The sequence below is a fragment of the Collinsella aerofaciens genome (assembly GCF_040910185.1).
In the GTDB taxonomy this organism is placed as follows: domain Bacteria; phylum Actinomycetota; class Coriobacteriia; order Coriobacteriales; family Coriobacteriaceae; genus Collinsella; species Collinsella aerofaciens_BF.
In genome coordinates, this window is record NZ_JBDGBA010000001.1 from 40,270 (window position 1) to 57,865 (window position 17,596).

The 17,596-nt window shown below is 63.1% G+C and carries 9 protein-coding genes; 3 read left to right on the forward strand and 6 right to left on the reverse strand.

Annotated features, from left to right (window positions below; genetic code table 11):
* The 5 genes from AB5Z54_RS00165 to AB5Z54_RS00185 all read right to left on the reverse strand — a co-directional run.
* A partial coding sequence (locus AB5Z54_RS00165) for an SNF2-related protein (protein WP_368159588.1) occupies positions 1-2,611 on the reverse strand: 2,611 nt, incomplete at its 3' end.
* Between the two features lie 38 nt (positions 2,612-2,649).
* Positions 2,650-6,453: a DNA polymerase III subunit alpha gene (dnaE, locus tag AB5Z54_RS00170; RefSeq protein WP_368159591.1), complete on the reverse strand. Its 3,804-nt coding sequence runs from the start codon at positions 6,451-6,453 to the stop codon at positions 2,650-2,652.
* 176 nt (positions 6,454-6,629) lie between these two features.
* Positions 6,630-10,262, reverse strand: a complete 3,633-nt coding sequence (locus AB5Z54_RS00175) for a UvrD-helicase domain-containing protein (RefSeq protein ID WP_368159593.1) — start codon at positions 10,260-10,262, stop codon at positions 6,630-6,632.
* A gap of 3 nt (positions 10,263-10,265) precedes the next feature.
* On the reverse strand, positions 10,266-13,364 hold the full coding sequence (locus tag AB5Z54_RS00180; protein WP_368142816.1) for a PD-(D/E)XK nuclease family protein: 3,099 nt from the start codon (positions 13,362-13,364) through the stop codon (positions 10,266-10,268).
* A gap of 184 nt (positions 13,365-13,548) precedes the next feature.
* Positions 13,549-13,848, reverse strand: a complete 300-nt coding sequence (locus AB5Z54_RS00185; protein ID WP_022094855.1) for a YerC/YecD family TrpR-related protein — start codon at positions 13,846-13,848, stop codon at positions 13,549-13,551.
* A 324-nt stretch (positions 13,849-14,172) separates the two neighbouring features.
* Between AB5Z54_RS00185 and AB5Z54_RS00190 the strand changes: the two genes are divergently transcribed.
* Complete coding sequence (locus AB5Z54_RS00190) at positions 14,173-14,538, forward strand: phage holin family protein (RefSeq protein ID WP_035137358.1); 366 nt, start codon at positions 14,173-14,175, stop codon at positions 14,536-14,538.
* A gap of 141 nt (positions 14,539-14,679) precedes the next feature.
* Here AB5Z54_RS00190 and AB5Z54_RS00195 read toward each other — a convergent pair whose 3' ends face one another.
* On the reverse strand, positions 14,680-15,108 hold the full coding sequence (locus tag AB5Z54_RS00195) for an RrF2 family transcriptional regulator (protein WP_022094857.1): 429 nt from the start codon (positions 15,106-15,108) through the stop codon (positions 14,680-14,682).
* A gap of 253 nt (positions 15,109-15,361) precedes the next feature.
* On the opposite strand from AB5Z54_RS00195, the gene cysK reads away from it, so the two are divergent.
* Positions 15,362-16,300 (forward strand): cysteine synthase A, encoded by a 939-nt coding sequence (cysK, locus tag AB5Z54_RS00200; protein WP_368143213.1) that lies wholly within the window; start codon positions 15,362-15,364, stop codon positions 16,298-16,300.
* 79 nt (positions 16,301-16,379) lie between these two features.
* The gene (gene mnmA, locus AB5Z54_RS00205) at positions 16,380-17,582 is read left to right on the forward strand and encodes a tRNA 2-thiouridine(34) synthase MnmA (protein ID WP_368143216.1); all 1,203 of its coding nucleotides are present in this window, start codon (positions 16,380-16,382) and stop codon (positions 17,580-17,582) included.
* Positions 17,583-17,596 lie beyond the last annotated feature (14 nt).

The following is a 17,596-nucleotide window of genomic DNA, read 5'->3' on the forward strand; positions in this document are numbered from 1 at the left end:
ACTCGCGCGTGCCAAGTAAGCCCGGCATCAAAAAGTCGAAGATGCTCCAGAGCTCGGATAGGCGGTTTTCGATGGGCGTGCCCGTCAGGGCAAAGCGCACGCCGGCAGGCAGGCGCTTTGCGGCGCGCGCCACCTGGGTGAGCGGGTTTTTAATGTACTGGGCCTCATCGAGCACCACGCGGGCAAAGTCCTGCTCGACGTACTCGTCGATATCGCGCCGCATAAGGTCATACGACGTCACGACCACGTTATGCTCGGCCACGCCGGCGATCTGCACGCGGCGCTGCGCCTTGGCGCCCACAATGGCGCACACATCGAGCGACGGGGCGAAGCGCTCCAGCTCGGCGGTCCAGTTGTACACAAGCGACGCGGGACACACCACAAGCGTGGGTTTAGTGTCCCCCGCCTCCACGCGCGCCAGGATATGCGCGATCATCTGGAGCGTTTTGCCCAGGCCCATATCGTCGGCCAAGATGCCGCCAAGGCCCAGGTGTTCGAGCGAGCCAAGCCACTGGTAGCCGTCGACCTGGTAGCCGCGCATCGTTGCCTTGAGCGATGCCGGCACCGTAAAGTCCATCTTGCCGAGCGTGTCCAGACGCTCGACGGTACGGCGGAACGCGGCGTCACGATCGGCCTCGAGCGCGGGCGTGCGCGCGAGCATGCTATCGACGAACAGGGTGCTCGATGCGGAAAGCGACACGCCGTCGAGCAGGTCGACGGCATCGACGCCCAGGTCCTCGGCGAGGCCAAACGCGGCTCGAGCGCCCTCGTCCAGGCGAATGATGTCGCCGGACGTAAGGCGCGCAAACGTTTGATGGCGCTTGTAGGAGTCGAGGTAGATGGCAAGATCTGCCGCCGAAAGACCGCTCGCGCCCAGTTCAACATCGAGCAGGTTGCTCTTGACGGTGGCACGCACCGAAAGCTTGGGCGCAGGGCGCACCGAGATCTGGCGTAGGCGGTCGCTGAGCATGACCTCGCCCAGCTCGGACAGGGCAGACAGGCCCTCGGTCAGCAAGCAGAACAGGCTCTCGTCGTCGCGCTCCTCAAACGCCAGGCCGCCCTCGTAAAAGTCGAAATACAGGGCCGCCGTGTCCATAACGCGAAACTCTGCTATCTCGTCGCGCGGCGGCACGCCCGGGCGCTGTTCTTCGAAGGGGCTTCCCGGAGCACCCAGGCTAAAGAGATCTGCCGACCAGTCGCCGTAGGAAACCGTAATCTTGCAGGTCACGAGCCCGTCGTCGACACCGATTGCCATGGCAAAGCTCGGCTCGGGCGCCACGGTGTCGAGCACGGCGGGCGCGGTAAGGTCGGTGTAGTCGCGCAAAATGGGCAGCGCCATACGACAGAACTCCCCCACCTGGTCGACAGCGATATGGATCGGCGTGCGACAGGGCAGTAAGCGCGATAGGAACGGCGCCGCATGCTGGGCAAACGCTACATCGGCGCGGCGCGCACGGCGGGTGTCGACCAGATAGGCAACGTCGCCCGAAGCAAAGCAGTATGCATCGGCCGGCAGGCGTAGATCGTAGCTGCCGCCAGCCGCCGGCGCGATTTTGGCGGCAAGGAGCGGTGGGCGCTTAGACAGAGCCTCGTCCTCCCCTTCCGGAGGCATCTCAACCGCCACGTCATAGGTGCGATGCGTCGTCGTCCCCCGCGACCAGGCGGGCTCAAAGGAGATGGTCTGGCCACGCAGCAGGTCCAGCACATATACGATGCTATGCTCGGACAGCGGCAACTGACGCTCGGCGACAAAACCGCTGCGGGCAAAGTCGTACGACGCCGAACGCGAGCTTGTGATGTCATCGAGATAGGCAACTGTCGTCACAACAAGGTTGAGCAGCTTTGTCGACACGTCCTCGAAGGCTTCGGGCGTATGGACAAACGTGAGCTTCTTGCCGTACGAGAAGGTGCCGCCTCGGACATAGGCGTCGGCCATGCCGTCGATATCCTTGACCACGTAGGAGACCGATCCACAACGAATGCGAAGCTCGAGCGCCCAGCTAAAGCGGTCGGCAAACAGTGGATTGTAGTACGGCACCAACGAGGGCTCCAACACCGCCTTGGGGGCATCGGGATCCACACTGCCAGCGAGCTTGCGGCGCATGCTCGCCAGCTCATCCATGCGTGCGTCCGAAAGATCGGAGAGCGCCGCCATGAGGCTGGGACTCGTGGGGACGGGCGCCGGAAAGGGAAAGTTAGGGTTGACCGCCGGTGCGGCGGACGCGGGACGCGTGGCTTGCTTGGGCGCCGCCGTAAACGTGCGGACCGGCGTGCGCAGGCCCTCGACGGGCTCAATGCCGCTTGCGTCCAGATACGCAAGCGCCGTGGCGATGGCGTGCTTGCACATGCCGGGGTAGCGATAGGCAGCGGGGCAATCGCAGTCGTAGTCGATCACCTCGTGCTCGTCCATGTCGAGCGCCACGTGCGTCTTGTACAGGTCGCCGCGCGAACCGCGCACCGAGCCCTCAACCGTCACGTTTTTGGAGAAGCGCGAGCCGCTGTCCTCGATCGACAGCACGGCGCCGTTGAGCATGAGCGAACGCCCCTTCATAAAGGTGCCGCTCAGCGCCGCCTCTTTGCGAAGCGCCTGCACAAACGTCCCCTGCGCCATCACTTCCTCCAATCTCGCGCGGACCAGCAACGCCGTCCCTAGATCACCGTCACGCGGCCTTGGTTGCCGACGATGGCCTTTGCCTCTGCCAACAGCGGAATCGAGCGTGCGTTGACCTTGGCCGGCACCTCGGCACGCAGCACACGCCCGTCCACCTGCTCGATAAAGATCTCCACGCGGTCGCCGCCCGGGTTGGCGGTAAGCACCGTGGCAAGACGCGCCATATTGCCCTGGCTAAAGCGGCTGTTGGGCACCATGACCTCAAACACCTTGGGCTTGTTGTTCTCCTCGTTGAGCTCCAGCGGCACGATCTCCTGCGCGATGATCTGGTCGCCGCGGTCCGAGCGCTCGAGCTTGCCCTTAATGCGCACAAACGCATCGGACAGCTGCGCGCCGGTCTCGGGATCGACCTCGCCGTACAGGTACCCCTCGGCCTCCTTGTAGGTCTTGGGGAACACCACGACCGTGGCCTCGCCTTCCATGTCCTCGAGCTGCACAATACCCATGGGGTCGCCGTTTTTGGTTACGCGCTTGGACACGCTCGAGACCATACCGGCCCACCACAGCGCCTTGCCCTCGGGAATCTCCTGGTTGATGGTACCGCCCGTGGGGTTTTGCACCTCGTAGCCGGTATCGATCTGCGAGAACGAGAAGTCGCGCGCCTTGGCTAGCGCATACTCAAACGGGCGCAGCGGGTGGTCCGAGACATAGATGCCCAGAACCTCCTTCTCCTGGCTCAGCTTAAGGTGGCGGTCCCACTCCTTGCCGTCCGGATCGGGCACGCTCACCTCAAAGCCCGAGCCCTCAACGTCGCCAAACATGTCGAAGAACGACGTCTGGCCGCTCGCACGATCCTTCTGGCGCTTTACCGCGGCATCGATGATGTTCTCAGGGTTGTTCTTATCCACAAAGTGCATCATCTGGCGACGCGGATACCCCGTGGAGTCGAAGGCGCCTGCCTTGATCAGCGATTCGATCACGCGGCGGTTGGCCTGGCTCGAGTCCACGCGCTCGACAAAGTCGTGCAGCGTCTTAAACGGACCGCCCGCCTCGCGCTCGGCGATAATCGCCTGCGCCACGCCGGTGCCCACGCCGCGGATGCCGGCCAGACCAAAGCGCACGCCCTCCTTGGTAGCCGTGAACTCGGTACCGGACTCGTTGACATCTGGCGACAGCACGGGGATGCCGTCGTGGCGGCACGCCGAGACGTAGTGAACGATCTTGTCGGTCTTGCCCGTATAGGACGTCAGAACGGCCGCCATGTACTCGTGCGGATAGTGCGCCTTGAGCCACGCCGTCTGCATAACCAGGATGGCGTAGCCGGCGGAGTGCGACTTGTTAAAGGCGTAGGACGCGAACTCAAGAACATCGTCCCAAATCTTCTGGGCGACCTCGCGCGTGTAGTTGTTCTTGATGGCGCCGTTCATCCAGTGGTCGTAGGTGGTCTCGTCCGAGCCATCCTCCCAGTGGAGCACCGTCGACGTGAGCAGCTTGATCTTTTTCTTAGCCACGGGCTTACGGATACGCGAGTCCGATTCGCCCTTGGAGAAGCCGCACATCTCGACGGAGATGAGCATAACCTGCTCCTGGTAGACCATGGTGCCGTAGGTTTCGCCCAGGATGTCGTCCAGACGGTCGTCGTAGGAGACGGCCGGTTCCTTGCCGTTCATGCGGTTGATGTAGGACGAGACCATGCCGGCGCCCAGCGGGCCCGGGCGGTACAGGGCGATCAATGCCACGACATGCTTGTACTCGGTGGGCTTCATGTTCTTGATCGTGGCCGTCATGCCGGCGGACTCGACCTGGAAGACGCCGGCGGTGTGACCGGAGCCCATGAGCTTAAAGATCTCGGGGTCGTCAAAGGGAATCTCTTCCTCTTTGATGTCGATGCCGAAGTTCTTTTTGATGTTGGCCTTGGCCTTAGAGATAACCGTCAGCGTGCGCAGGCCCAGGAAGTCCATCTTGAGCAGGCCCATGTCGGCAACGGTATGGCCCTCGTACTGGGTAATCTCGACGCCGCCCTTGGTATCGAGCTTGGTGGGCACATGCTCGTTGACGGGATCGCGGCAGATCAGAACGGCGCACGCGTGCACACCCTCGCCACGGGTGAGGCCCTCGATCGAGAGCGCCGTGTCGATGATGCGGCGGGCGTCGTCATCCTTTTTATAGGCCTCGGCAAAGTCGGGGTTAAACAGATCCTCTTTGCCGGGTTGCTTTTCGAGCACTTGCTTGAGCTTGACCTTGGGGTCGCTCGAGACCATCTTGGACAGGCGCTGGCCCATGTAGACCGGGTAGTCCAGGACGCGCGCGGCGTCGTTGATGGCCTGCTTGGCCTTAATGGTCGAGTAGGTAATGACGTGGGTGACCTTCTCGGGGCCATAGAGCTGGCGAACGTGCTCCACGACCTCGAGGCGCCGCTCATCGTCGAAGTCCATATCGATATCGGGCATCTCGGTACGCTGCGGGGACAGGAACCTCTCGAACATCAGGCCGTTCTCGAGCGGGTCGAACGCGGTGATGTTCATGGCGTAGGCGACGATAGCGCCGGCGGCCGAGCCACGGCCGGGGCCGACGCCGATGCCGTTGTCCTTGGCCCATTGCACGTACTCGGCAACGATCAAGAAGTAGGCGGCAAATCCCTTGTCGCAGATGACTTTGTATTCGTACTCAAAGCGCTCTTTGATGTTGACGCCGCCGATCTCGCGCGTGGCCCAGTCGTCACCATAGTGCTGGCGCAGGCCCTTCTCGCACTCGCGGCGGAACTGGCTCTCGTGCGTCTCGCCGGGATCGAGCAACGGGAAGCGCGGCAGGATGATGGAGTCCCAGTCCAGCTCAACGTAGCACTTGTCGGCGATCTCGAGCGTGTTGTCGCAGGCCTCGGGGCAATACGGGAACATCGCCCGCATCTCCTCCTCGGTCTTCATGTAAAACTCCGAGCCGGTCATGCGCATGCGGTTGGGGTCGTCGACCTTGGCGTTCATGCCAATGCACATGATGACGTCCTGCACGGGCGCGTCCTCGCGACGCAGGTAGTGGAAGTCGTTGGTGGCGATGACCTTGACGCCCACCTGCTTGGCGATGTCGATGAGCGTGCGGTCCATCTGCTCGTCGGTCAGGCCGTTGTCGGTGGTGATGCCGTGTTCCTGGATCTCGATGTAGAAGTCGCCGGGCTCGAAGGTGTCACGGAAGGTCTCGGCCCACTTGATGGCGCCCTCCATGTCACCGCGGTCGATGTACTTGGGGATGATGCCCGCGATGCAGGCGCTCGTGCAGATCATGCCCTTGGCGTGGCGGCGCAGGTTGTCGAGCGTCACGCGCGGCTTGTAGTAAAAGCCCTGCACGGCGGCCTCGGAAACCGTCTGCATCAGGTTGACGTAGCCCTCCTGGTCCTTGGCCAGAAGGATCATGTGGTAGAGCTCGGGCTTGTGGTCGCGAGCAAGGGTCTCGTCCGGCGTAAAGTAGACCTCGCAGCCAAAGATGGGCTTGATGACCAGGGGCGGCTTGAGCTCGTCGATGTTGCCCTTCTCGTCCCACATGGCCATGTCCTTCACATACTGGGCATGCTCGCGCGGGTTTTCCTCGGGATCGGGCTCCACCAGCTCGTCGCGGCGGTCCTTTTCCAGGAAGGCCTTGTCGTGGCTCCAGGTTTTGTACTCGGGCGTGTTGTGGTTGACGGCGTCGCAGGCCAGCGCCAGGTCGGGCACGCCATACATGTAGCCGTGGTCGGTAATGGCGACGGCGGGCATGCCCAGCTCTACGGCACGATTGACCATATCCTGGATACGGGTTGCGCCGTCGAGCATGGAGAAAACAGTGTGATTGTGCAGATGGACGAATGCCATGTAATGAGCTCCGATGCGGGTTCGTGATCTTAGGGTTACGATTCTACCGCACGGCACGGACGGCACCCGAACCTAGCCAAACCCACACGGCTCCTCTTGAGTTGCGGTGAAATAGTTCCCGCTTGGGCCATCTGGGCCGCAATACAGGAACTATTCCACCGCAAGTTATCTGAGGGCTAGAGATTGTAGGTGACTACTTGAGGTTCGGCGGGTTCGACGAAGATGGTTGGATCAGGCTGCTCCACGCGGACGAACTTGACCGTCACGGCCTCAAAGCCCGCCTTGTGCAGAACATCAGCGTAGACACGCGCCTGCAGGGCGTGCTTCTCCTGCAGCTGTTCCGGCGTCTCGTCCGGCGTGCCGCCCGTCTTATAGTCGATGACCAGCGCGCGTGACGGATCGGCCGGGTCGGTCGCCAAAGCGTCGATGGCGCCTTCGGCATATGCACCGTAGCGGGCGATGTCCTCGTCCTCGCAGCCCAGCGAGAAGAACGGTACCTCGGCACGGATGCACGGCCACGCGAGTAGCTCGGCACGAACCGACGACTTGAGCCAGCGCTCCAGAGCGGCATCGAAGCGCTCGCGCTGTTCTGGCGTCAGGTGCCACAGGCGAGCCAGGGCGTCGGCACGCTCAGCGGGCAGCGCATCGGCACCCATCTCGATGAGCCACTGGCAGGCGGCGTGGAAGGCCGAGCCCAGCGCCATGGGATTGCCGGCGGGCTCGACAGCGGCCACGTCTGCGTCCGTCATCTCGGAACCATCCGACTCCGCATCATCGCCGGTCTCGTCCATGGGAACACGAGCCTCGGCGGCACGGTCTTCCGTCTCGGCATGGAGTGCCGCGGCGATTGACGAGTAGCTATACGAGTCACGCATCGGATACGGACAGATGCCCATGCGCACGCCCACTGCCTGGGGATACACAAGCTCGAACGAATCGGGCTTGGGGTCGACAGGACCGGGGACGATTGTACTGGCCGAATCGTCGGCAGCATCCGTATCGGCATCGCCACGAACAAGCCTGCCCTCGGCATCCAGCGAAGCGTTGGCCTCAAACGTCTGCTCGCCAAAGGTAAAGCCCGCGAGCGAAATGAGCTCGTAGTCGCCCAGCTGGGAGTTGTCGAACACCAAGCGGTCGGCATCGAGCTGCGGCATATCCAGAGCATCGGTCGGCAAAATACGGCGCAGCACATCGTAGGTCAGATCGGTCTCGACATCAAAGGTCGGCGCCGTCACCTTGCCGCGGCTCACGCCGGCATCCATCGCCAGAATGACCAGCTCACGCGCTCGCGTCATGGCGACATAGAGCAGACGAGCCCGCTCCTCGAGCGAAAGCTGCAGGTCGTCGTTGCGCAGGCGAGCAAATGCCTCGGCGGGAGAACCCGTCGCACAGACGTCCTCCATGAGCTCCGGCGGCAGCCACAGCGACGTGCCCTTGCCCTTAAACGCATGCTCAAACTGCTTTTTGACGTCATCGCCCTTCACAAAGGTCCCATCGGCAAGCTTAACGCCATCAAAACGAGCTGGCAGTGCCACGACCTGCGCTCCGCCCTCGACACGCCCCATCTGAGCCGCACCGGACGGCTTGCGCACGCCAAAACACTCGGCAACCGCTACGACCGGATACTCCAGACCCTTGGACGCATGCACGGTCATGATGCGCACCGCGCCGTCGCCCTCCTCGTTGAGGGCACCCGGGGCCTCCTTGCCCGCCAAGAAGCGGTCGAAGGCCAGCGCGATGGAACGCGGCGAGTTGCCGAACTCGGCCTCCTCCTCGGCCACGGCGTCGAGCGCCTTGAGCACGTTGGCGGCGATGGCCTTGCCCTCGGGGCCGCGCTGCGCCAGGCGCACGAACCAGCCGGAGGCATTGACCGCGTCGCGCGCGATGGCGGCGAACGAATCACGCCCCACGCGACGCAGTGCGTAGCGCAGCACCTCGCGGGCACGCGTCACAAGCGGCAAGCCCTGCAAGCCCGGCACATCGGAATCGCTCATGATGCCCATGTCGATATTCCGGCGCGAGGTCTCCCCCGTCTCGCCATCGAGCTTGGTCGCCAGCGCCAGGAACTCCTGGGCGCCGAGCGCAAACATCGGCGAGGCGAGCAGCGGCATAAGGCCCTGCGCCGTATCGGCCGGATTGGCGAGCGCGCAGACCAGGGCACGCACCGTCTGCACCTCGGCTGCCTGGGCAAAGACCGAGCCGCCTGCGATGACGCAGTCGAGCCCCTGATCGCGGAAGGCCTGGGCGTAGACATCGGCGTTGGTCATGCGGCCCAGCAGCAGTACCATGCCGCCCTGGGGCTGGCCGGCATCGGCAAGCGCGCGGAAGCGCTCGGCGATCGCGCGGGCCTTGGCCTGTGTGCGCTCCTGCATACTGCCGCCGGCAACAAAGAGGGCCTGGCGGCGCGAGGCGTCCGCCACCAGCGTGTCCTTGCGGCCGTCGCTCGCCTCAAGATCCAAAAAGCCCTGCATCAGGCCGCCGTCATCGCCGTCGAAGACGCGTGCCACGTAACGCAGCACCTCGTCATGGCTGCGGAAGTTGCGCACGAGTTTGACGAGTTCGCCGGCAGGGGCATCGGCCACGGCAGTCGCCTCGGGCGCGGCAGACGAGCCCACCTTGCGCTCCTGACGACGGAACACCTCGACCTCGGCGCCACGGAAGCGATAGATGGACTGCTGCGCATCGCCCACGGTGCACAGCGCGCGCTCCCCCGCACCCGTCAGGTAGCGTATCAGATCGACCTGCATCTGGTCGGTATCCTGAAACTCATCGATCATGACCATCTTAAAGCGGCCCTCGTACGCAGCACGGATGGCAGGGTAATCGCGCAGGGCCTCGTAGGCCATACGCAGCAGGTCGTTATTATCGAGGGCGGACTGGGCAGCCTTCAGCGCGCGATACTCAGCCTCCACGGAACGGGCCAGGCCCACCAGCGCATCGAGCGCCGGGCCACCGCAGGCAAGCACGATATTGATAAACGCATCGGCGGCCTCGGCCTTGAGCAGCTCGACCTGCTCCTTAGGGAATGCCTTGCTCGCGCGCGGCATGGTGCACGACATCATGAGTCGCGCTGCATCGGCCATGGTCTTGCCGCTCGCCTCGAACGCGTCAATGGCGTCGAGTGCCATCTGCGCCTTCTCGGTCGCGGCCTTGCTTGCGCCCAGCGCCGCGCGATAGGCATCGGCGAGTGCCGAGGTATCGGCCTGCCCGCGCGCCACGCACACGTCGTCCATACCGCCCGGCAACTGGCTCGACAGCTCCAGCAGGTCGCGCACCAGGCCCTTGATGGTCGCGCCAGCGCCAAAGGAACCGCCCTCGCCCGCCATGGGATACCAGGCATAGAGGGCCTTGAGCGATGCCGCGAGCTCGGGGGCGGCATCGGGCGCCGTCGCGCGGGCCAACACATGCTCAACAGCCTGGTCCATAAGCTCGTCGGTATCGGTGAGCACCGTGAACTCGGGGTCGATGCCCAGCTCCAGCGCATGCGCGCGCAGGATACGCGAGCACATGCCGTGAATGGTCGAGATCCACGCGTCGTCGACGGTCAGTGCTTCCTCGTCCATGCCCTCGTCGATAAGCGCACGGCGCACGCGGTCACGGATCTCGGCCGCGGCATCTTTGGTAAAGGTAATGGCGAGCACCTGGTCAAGATGTTCAACGAACGGACCGGATTCAGGCGAGAGCGCGTAGACGATGCGACGCGTGAGGGTAAAGGTCTTGCCCGAACCGGCGCCCGCCGAGACAAACAGCGGACGGTCGAGCGTTTTGACAATCTGCAGCTGTTGCGGCATCAAAGTCGAAAGATCCATGGTCTACACGTCCCTCCTTACAAACGTTCCTTCGTGGTTATACGAGCAGCGCGCATGCGCGGCCTGAGCCGACGTCGGGTCGACGGCGGCAACGTTGCCTGCCTCGAGCTCGCGCAGGCGCTCGGCGATGCCGGCCTCAACGCGATCGAGCAGGGCGTCGAAGTCCATGCTGCCACCCTCGCCGGGGAAACCTTTCTTAAGGCCCGGGATGCGACCGTCGCCGCGCTCTTCCTCGAGCAGCTCGGCGCTCGCGGCACCGCGCAACGCCGGCTTGCCGCCCTTGGTCGAAAAGTAGAGCGCCGCGCGGGTGTCCAAATCCAGCGCCCGGCGCATGGCCTGGGCGTAGATGAGCGTTTGGGTATGTGGTGGCAACCAGCGCGGATCGTCGATGGGCGCCGTGCCCGATTCCTCGTCGCGCACCGTGGGGTCGGCGAGCTTAAACTCCTCAACGCCCGTGCGATGCTTGTAGTCGATCACCACGGCACGATTCTCGGCGTCCACGTCCACGCGGTCGATGCGCCCGCCAAGCGGCCAACCGGCATACTCGACCTTGAGCTCGTTGAAGGCGAACTCCAGGTAGCGCGGGGCAAAGGGGGCAAGTGCCTCGGACTCGTAGGCAAGCACACCCTCCAGCTGCGGCAAGATCTCGGCCACCTGGCGTTCCTCCACCGCAGAGAGCGGCACCAGCGGGCCCTCCGTGCCGCGCTTGCCGGCGTGCTCGGCCAACGTCTCGTCAAAGACCTCGTGCAGCAGCTCCTGTGCGCGCGGCAGATTCTCGGGCGTCACGCGCTCCATGCTCTCTTGGGGCAGACGGGCATGCAGATGCTCCAGCACGTCGTGGACAAAGTTGCCCTTTTCCATGTTGCCAAAGCCCGCGTCGATCGACTGGGGCTTCACGCGGTACGAGACGAACCAGCATAGCGGGCAGGTCGAATAGGCCTCGATCTGCGAGGCGGACGTCAGACGCGGCACGAGCGGCGCGTCCTCACCCTCGCCATCGCGACGGCGCAGGACCAAATACGGCACGGCCTCGGCACTCAGATGCTGAGGGGCTTCACAGGTCACGCGCTCGCGCTTGAGGCCTTCACCTGCCGCGGGATCGAAGTCGGCGATGATATCGCCCTCGCCCACGCGCATGGGCTTGGCAGCGCCAGCGGCCTCGGCATGTGCCCACAGCTCGGTCCATACGGCTGCCGGGTAGCACTCGCGTGCCTGGCGATCGTGCGTCACACGGGCGAGCGCGACCGGACCGCTCGCCGCCTGCATCGCACGGCCAAAGCGCACGCGCAGCAGGGCAGCGGGCTCCAAAGACACGCCGTCGCGGCGCAGCTCGGCTGTCAACGTGGCAAGCGGGCCCTCTTCGTGCGAAAGCGGATAGCTGTCCAGGTCGACATCGGCAAACAGCACGGCATCGTAGCTGCCAGGGCGAAGAACCGACGCATCGGCAAGCGACGCGAAGCGCACTTGTGCTCGTGGTGTGCGATCGACCTCATAGGTCTCGTAATCGTAGGCGGTACTGCGCTTGTCCACCTTGGTTCGAACGCCGTCGAGAACCGGCACGGTCGCGGCCTGCGACACGTCGAGCGCGCGAGCATCGTTCATAAGGATGTCGATGGCGTGGCGCAGCAGGGCGGTCTCCGCCTGGCGACGGGCCTGACCGTCGAGACCGCCTAGAGCGCGATCGGGCAGCGCCTCTGCAACGGCGAGCATGGCCTTGAGCGCCGTCACGGGTTTGTCGCGCCACAGCGCCTGAAACACGTCCGAGACCACGCACGGCACATTCTTAAACCAGTTATCGTCGTTGGCGGCCTTGCGGGCGCCCCTCACCTGGCCCTGCACACTCTGCAGCAGGCTCTTGACGCCCGCAGTGGTCTTGCTGCGCGACAGGCGCATGTTCTTGTCGAAGCCGCGGGCGCTCGCGGCGTCAGTACCCGAAAGCGGGCTGTAAATCCAGTCGGTAAGCTCCGGAGCGGGCCACCACTCAGTCTTGGAAGCTGCCCCTTCGTCGGCGGCCTTCATACGCTCGATCAGGTTGGCGAGCGCCGTGAACTGCCTGCCCACAATGGATTGAGAAAACGCCGTGAACTCGGTCGTCTCGGCAGCAACGTGGCGCGCCGCCAAACGAGCGGCGAGCTCACCGAACAACTGGGGTGCCCGGGCAGAAACAACGAGCACGCGCACGGGATCGGCGGGCGCGGAGGCGGCATCGTTGACCTTGGACTCCTTGTGCGCTTTCACCATCTTATCGATGACGTCCGCATAGACACGGGCACGAGCATGGGGGCCGGCGACTTCCACAAAGGCAGGACGTGCGACGGACTTTGGAGCAGTCGCGGGAGCGCCAGCATCCTCGTCCAGCGGTGCAACCTCAAACAGCACACCGCGGGTATCAAGGGCCGTGGCCAGCTCCTCACGCATCGCCGCTTGCTCGCGGGCGAGCAGCACGACAACCTCTCCCCCGTTGTTTGCCACGGCGGACAGCAGCTCGAGCAGGCTATACGTAAATGACGTGACGCCGCGCACGCAAACGGCGCGGGCGTACGCCGGCAGGCTGTCGGTCAAAGCGCCGGCCATAATGTCAGCTGCCTCGCAGGGCTCGACCATATCTCGACGGTCCAAGCCGCTCGCATAGGCACTCAACAGCTCGAATACGCGAGCCTCGGCGTCGCTCTTGGGATCGGGCCGGCAAACGTTGTCGCAGCAACGCTCGGCACCTGTCCCCGCCACACCCGGAAGCACATCGCGAGCCATGCGCGCGAGCATGCGCACCGTGCCCTGGCTACGCGAAAGCGGCTGCAGGTCGGCATCGTCGCGGCGGGCAATCATATCCGAAAACAGCATCTGGCGTTGCAGGTTGTCGACGAAATCGCGCCCGTCGCCCAAAAGCTCCCAAAGCGAGCGAAGCCATGACGAAGGTGTCTTGTAGTCGATACCCAGCGAAGCCCCGGCTTCCGCCGCATCATGACGGCACAGGTCGAGCTCGGCGAACGTTGGCGCCAGCAGCACGGCACGCCCGTGACGGGCAATAAGGTCGGCAAGCAGCGCCGACTCGGCATCGCTCAAATCCGTGCCGGCATTGGTGGTATAGATTCGAACAGGCATGGTCCTCCGCTCAAACCGTTCGCAATAATCAATGCATCCATCCTACCCGCCCAAGCGGACACATTGCCACCGCAGTTCCATCTTTTGGTACAAAGCAACCTGAACCCAACGCACCAGCCGATTGCAGGCATATAAAAACCGCCCCCGGAGGGACGGTTCTTCGTAATTCAATGTTGTCGCCGGCCTACTCGCCATCCTCCAACTTAATGAGGATCTTGCGGTAGCCACCGTACTCGCCGTTCAGCGCCTTTGAAACGCGGCTCACCGTGGTGGACGAAGCGCCGGTACGGGCCTGAACCTCAACATAAGGCTCGCCCTCGTCCAAATAGCGCGCAACCTGCAAACGCTGAGAAAGGTCGCAAATCTCGCGCGGCGTGCAGATATCGGTCAAAAACGCTTGGATATCCTTCTCGTCGTCCAAAAGGCTAAATGCGTGGACCAGCTGCTTGACATCAGGCTTGTCAAACATGTTCTCGATATTCATCGATCACCGCCAAACCCGCCAAAAGGCATCGAAGTTGATACTGACATCGGGCATCGTTCGCCCGTTCCATGCAATAGGGCAACGCCTGTGGCTTTTGCCCGTAGCAGTGTAGCACACCACCAAACTAAAGCGACAAGACTCTCTGCCAGCGGCGCGTTTTTCAGGACGAACGCCGTTTAGAAACCATATGCGCACGTAAGCTCCACGAATATTTGAGACAATGGGCGCCCAAACACCGCGGCGCGCCCGCGCAACCATCCAGGTCGCCGCCGCAAGCCGCTTCACGCGACGCCAGCAACCCCGGCGCAAGAAAGGATTCACGCCATGCGCTTTATGCTTAACTGGCTCTTCACCTCGATCGCCATCGCGATCGCCACGTTCCTCGTCCCCGGTATCCAACCCTTCGGCTTTGCCGAGACCTGGGTCTGCTTTGCCTTTGTGGGACTGTTCCTGAACATTGTCGATTCGTTCGTCAAACCGTTCCTCACGGTCATCTCGCTGCCGCTCACGATCATTACGCTGGGCATTTTCCAGCTTGTCGTCAACAGCTTTATGCTTGAGCTCGCGAGTTACCTGTCGGTCAACCTGCTGGGCGTCGGCATCTCCATCGCCAGCTTTGGATCGGCCTTTATGGGCAGCATCCTGGTGTCCATCACGCGCAGCATCCTCGACAGCATCGCCGAGGACTAAAACGGCCATTCCGGCCGTGTCCGTCTCAACAGCCCAAAACGAAGGCCGCCCATCGCAAAAATGGGCGGCCTTCTTATTTGCCAAGTCTCAAAGGGCGAGAAAATCTACCATTTCCACCCCGTCCCCAAATGCAGGTGTGGGTTAGATGACGTAGTCGTAGCCATGGTTGGGAGCGACAAGTTGATCGAGCGTCACACCGTCGAGGTAGTCGTTGATGAGCTTGTCCAGGTTCTTCCACACGTCGAGCGTGGGACACTCATCAGATCGCGAGCAGCCCTTGCAGTCGCCATCCAGGCAGGCGACCGGCGCCAGACTGCCCTCGGTCAGGCGCAAGATCTCGCCCACCGTGTATTGCTCGGGCGGGCGCGTGAGCACATAGCCGCCGCCCTTGCCGCGCATGCCCGAGAGCATGTTGGCGCGCACGAGCGTAGCCAAAATGTTCTCGAGATATTTCTCGGAAATCCCCTGTCGCGCCGCGATCTCTTTGAGCGGGATGCGACCGGCTGCCTGGTGCTCGGCCAGATCGACCATAACGCGCAGGGCATATCTGCCCTTAGTAGAAACCAACATGTATAGTGCTGCCTTTCGGTCATTTAGTCCGTAGAAATTCTAGCCGAAATATTGGTTTTGAAAATACCCGTTCCGGCCAAGATGGTTAATCGACTCGTAATAATCTTCTATTTCCTATTGCGTTACTAGGCTTTACTGTCTACTATGCTTGCCAACAGCAAAACGAACAACCTATAAGGTTTGTGGGTTTCGCTGCTACACACACCGTAAAACCACACGGCATCCAGTCATTTGAACACTTTGGAGGTTCACCATGAGCAATGTTTATACGTCCATCGATCAGCTTATCGGCCACACCCCGCTTCTGGAGCTCACTCACTTTGAGGCCGATGAGGACCTCAAGGCCCGCGTGCTCGTCAAGCTGGAATACTTCAACCCCGCCGGGTCCGTCAAAGACCGCGTCGCCAAGAACATGATCGACGAGGCCGAGAAGGCCGGCAAGCTCGTGCGCGGCGGCGACTACACCATCATCGAGCCCACGAGCGGCAATACCGGCGTCGGCATCGCCTCGGTGGCGGCGGCTCGCGGCTACAAGGTGATCATCACCATGCCCGAGACTATGTCCGTCGAGCGCCGCAAACTTATGCAGGCATACGGCGCACAGCTCGTGCTCACCGACGGCTCCAAGGGCATGAAGGGCGCCATCGCCAAGGCCGAGGAGCTGCAGAAGGAGACACCCAACAGCATTATCGCCGGTCAGTTTGTAAACCCCGCCAACCCTGCCATCCACAAGGCCACGACCGGCCCCGAGATCTGGGATGACACCGACGGCAAGGTCGACATCTTCGTCGCCGGCGTCGGCACCGGCGGCACCGTGACCGGCGTGGGCGAGTTCCTCAAGGAGCAGAACCCCGAGATTCAGATCGTCGCCGTCGAGCCCGCTACCTCCCCGGTGCTCTCTAAGGGCCAGGCCGGCCCGCACAAGATCCAGGGTATCGGTGCCGGCTTTGTGCCCGACGTCCTCGACACCAAGGTCTATGACGAGATCATCCCCGTCGAGAACGACGACGCCTTTGCGACCGGCCGCGCCGTGGGCCACAAGGAGGGCGTGCTCGTGGGCATTTCGTCCGGCGCCGCCGTGTGGGCCGCGCTGCAGCTGGCCAAGCGCCCCGAGAACGAGGGCAAGACCATCGTGGCCCTGCTCGCCGATACCGGTGAGCGCTACCTGTCCACGGCACTGTTCCAGGACTAAGGGCCCGTCGCTTGTCGATAGGCCCAAGGCACGCCGGCCTCCCCTCTCTTCTGGCTGCCTGAGCCCATCTCGTTAGGGTATCCCACGAGACGTCCGAACTTGCTACAATGTCTGCGGCGCGGAACCAGCCTCCCGCGCCGCTTTTCTTTTTTGGCCACATGCCACCAAGGAGAACCTCCCCATGCACAACAAGCGCGTGCTCGTCGCCATGAGCGGCGGCGTCGATTCCAGCGTGACCGCGTATCTGCTCAAAAGTCAGGGTTACGAATGTGTCGGTGCCACCATGCGCCTCACCTGCCCCGCGCCCGATCCCGTCACGGGCATGAGCAAGGTCGACCGCGACATCGCCGATGCAAAGGCCGTCGCCGAGCGCCTGGGGATACCCCACCATGTGCTCGACCTGCAGCAGACCTTCGACCGCAACGTGATCGAGCGCTTCGTGACCGCCTACCAGGAGGGACTGACGCCCAACCCGTGCATCATCTGCAACCGCCACATTAAGTTTGGCGCGTTGCTGGATGCGGCACTGGATATGGGCTGCGACTACATCGCAACGGGTCATTACGCCAAAACAAGCCAGACAGTAGACGGCACCTGGCAGCTGCATCGCGGCGAAGATCCCAAAAAGGACCAGAGCTACTTTTTATATTCGCTTACGCAGGAGCGCCTGGCGCACACGATCTTTCCGCTGGCAGGCCTAGACAAAGAGCGCGACGTGCGCCGCATAGCCGCCGAGCAAGGCTTTACCAACGCCCAGAAGGCCGAAAGCGAGGACATCTGCTTTATTCCAGACGGTGACTACGCGGGCTATATCGAGCGCCGCTGCGGACATCCCGCTGCACCGGGCGACATTGTGTGGCGCGACGGCAGCGTGGTCGGACGCCATAACGGCGCGTTGCGCTATACCATCGGCCAGCGCAAGGGCTTGGGCGTCGCGATGGCGCATCCCGTGTATGTGACGGGCGTCGACACCGCCAACAACACCGTGCATCTGGGCGAGGCCGAGGACCTAACGGCCACAGCACTCACGGCCGACGACTGGATCTGGAGCGCCCCTGCCGACCGCATGGAGGCAGAACTCGATGCCGGCGGCATTCGCGTGGGCGCCAAGTACCGCTACCGTCAGAAAGACCAGGCAGCAACCCTTACGCGCGGCGAAGACGGGCAAATGCTGCTAACTTTTGACGAGCCGCAGCGAGCCATCGCCCCCGGCCAAGCCGTTGTAGTCTACCGCGGTGACATCGTCCTGGGCGGCGGTACCGTGACCGGCGCCATCAAGTAGTCCCATCCCCTTCA

Excerpts from the sequence above, each read along its gene's own strand:
- dnaE (WP_368159591.1), bottom strand. The coding sequence starts at position 6,453 with ATGGCATTCGTCCATCTGCACAATCACACTGTTTTCTCCATGCTCGAC.
- AB5Z54_RS00175 (WP_368159593.1), bottom strand. The coding sequence starts at position 10,262 with ATGGATCTTTCGACTTTGATGCCGCAACAGCTGCAGATTGTCAAAACG.
- AB5Z54_RS00180 (WP_368142816.1), bottom strand. The coding sequence starts at position 13,364 with ATGCCTGTTCGAATCTATACCACCAATGCCGGCACGGATTTGAGCGAT.
- AB5Z54_RS00185 (WP_022094855.1), bottom strand. The coding sequence starts at position 13,848 with ATGAATATCGAGAACATGTTTGACAAGCCTGATGTCAAGCAGCTGGTC.
- AB5Z54_RS00190 (WP_035137358.1), top strand. The coding sequence starts at position 14,173 with ATGCGCTTTATGCTTAACTGGCTCTTCACCTCGATCGCCATCGCGATC.
- AB5Z54_RS00195 (WP_022094857.1), bottom strand. The coding sequence starts at position 15,108 with ATGTTGGTTTCTACTAAGGGCAGATATGCCCTGCGCGTTATGGTCGAT.
- cysK (WP_368143213.1), top strand. The coding sequence starts at position 15,362 with ATGAGCAATGTTTATACGTCCATCGATCAGCTTATCGGCCACACCCCG.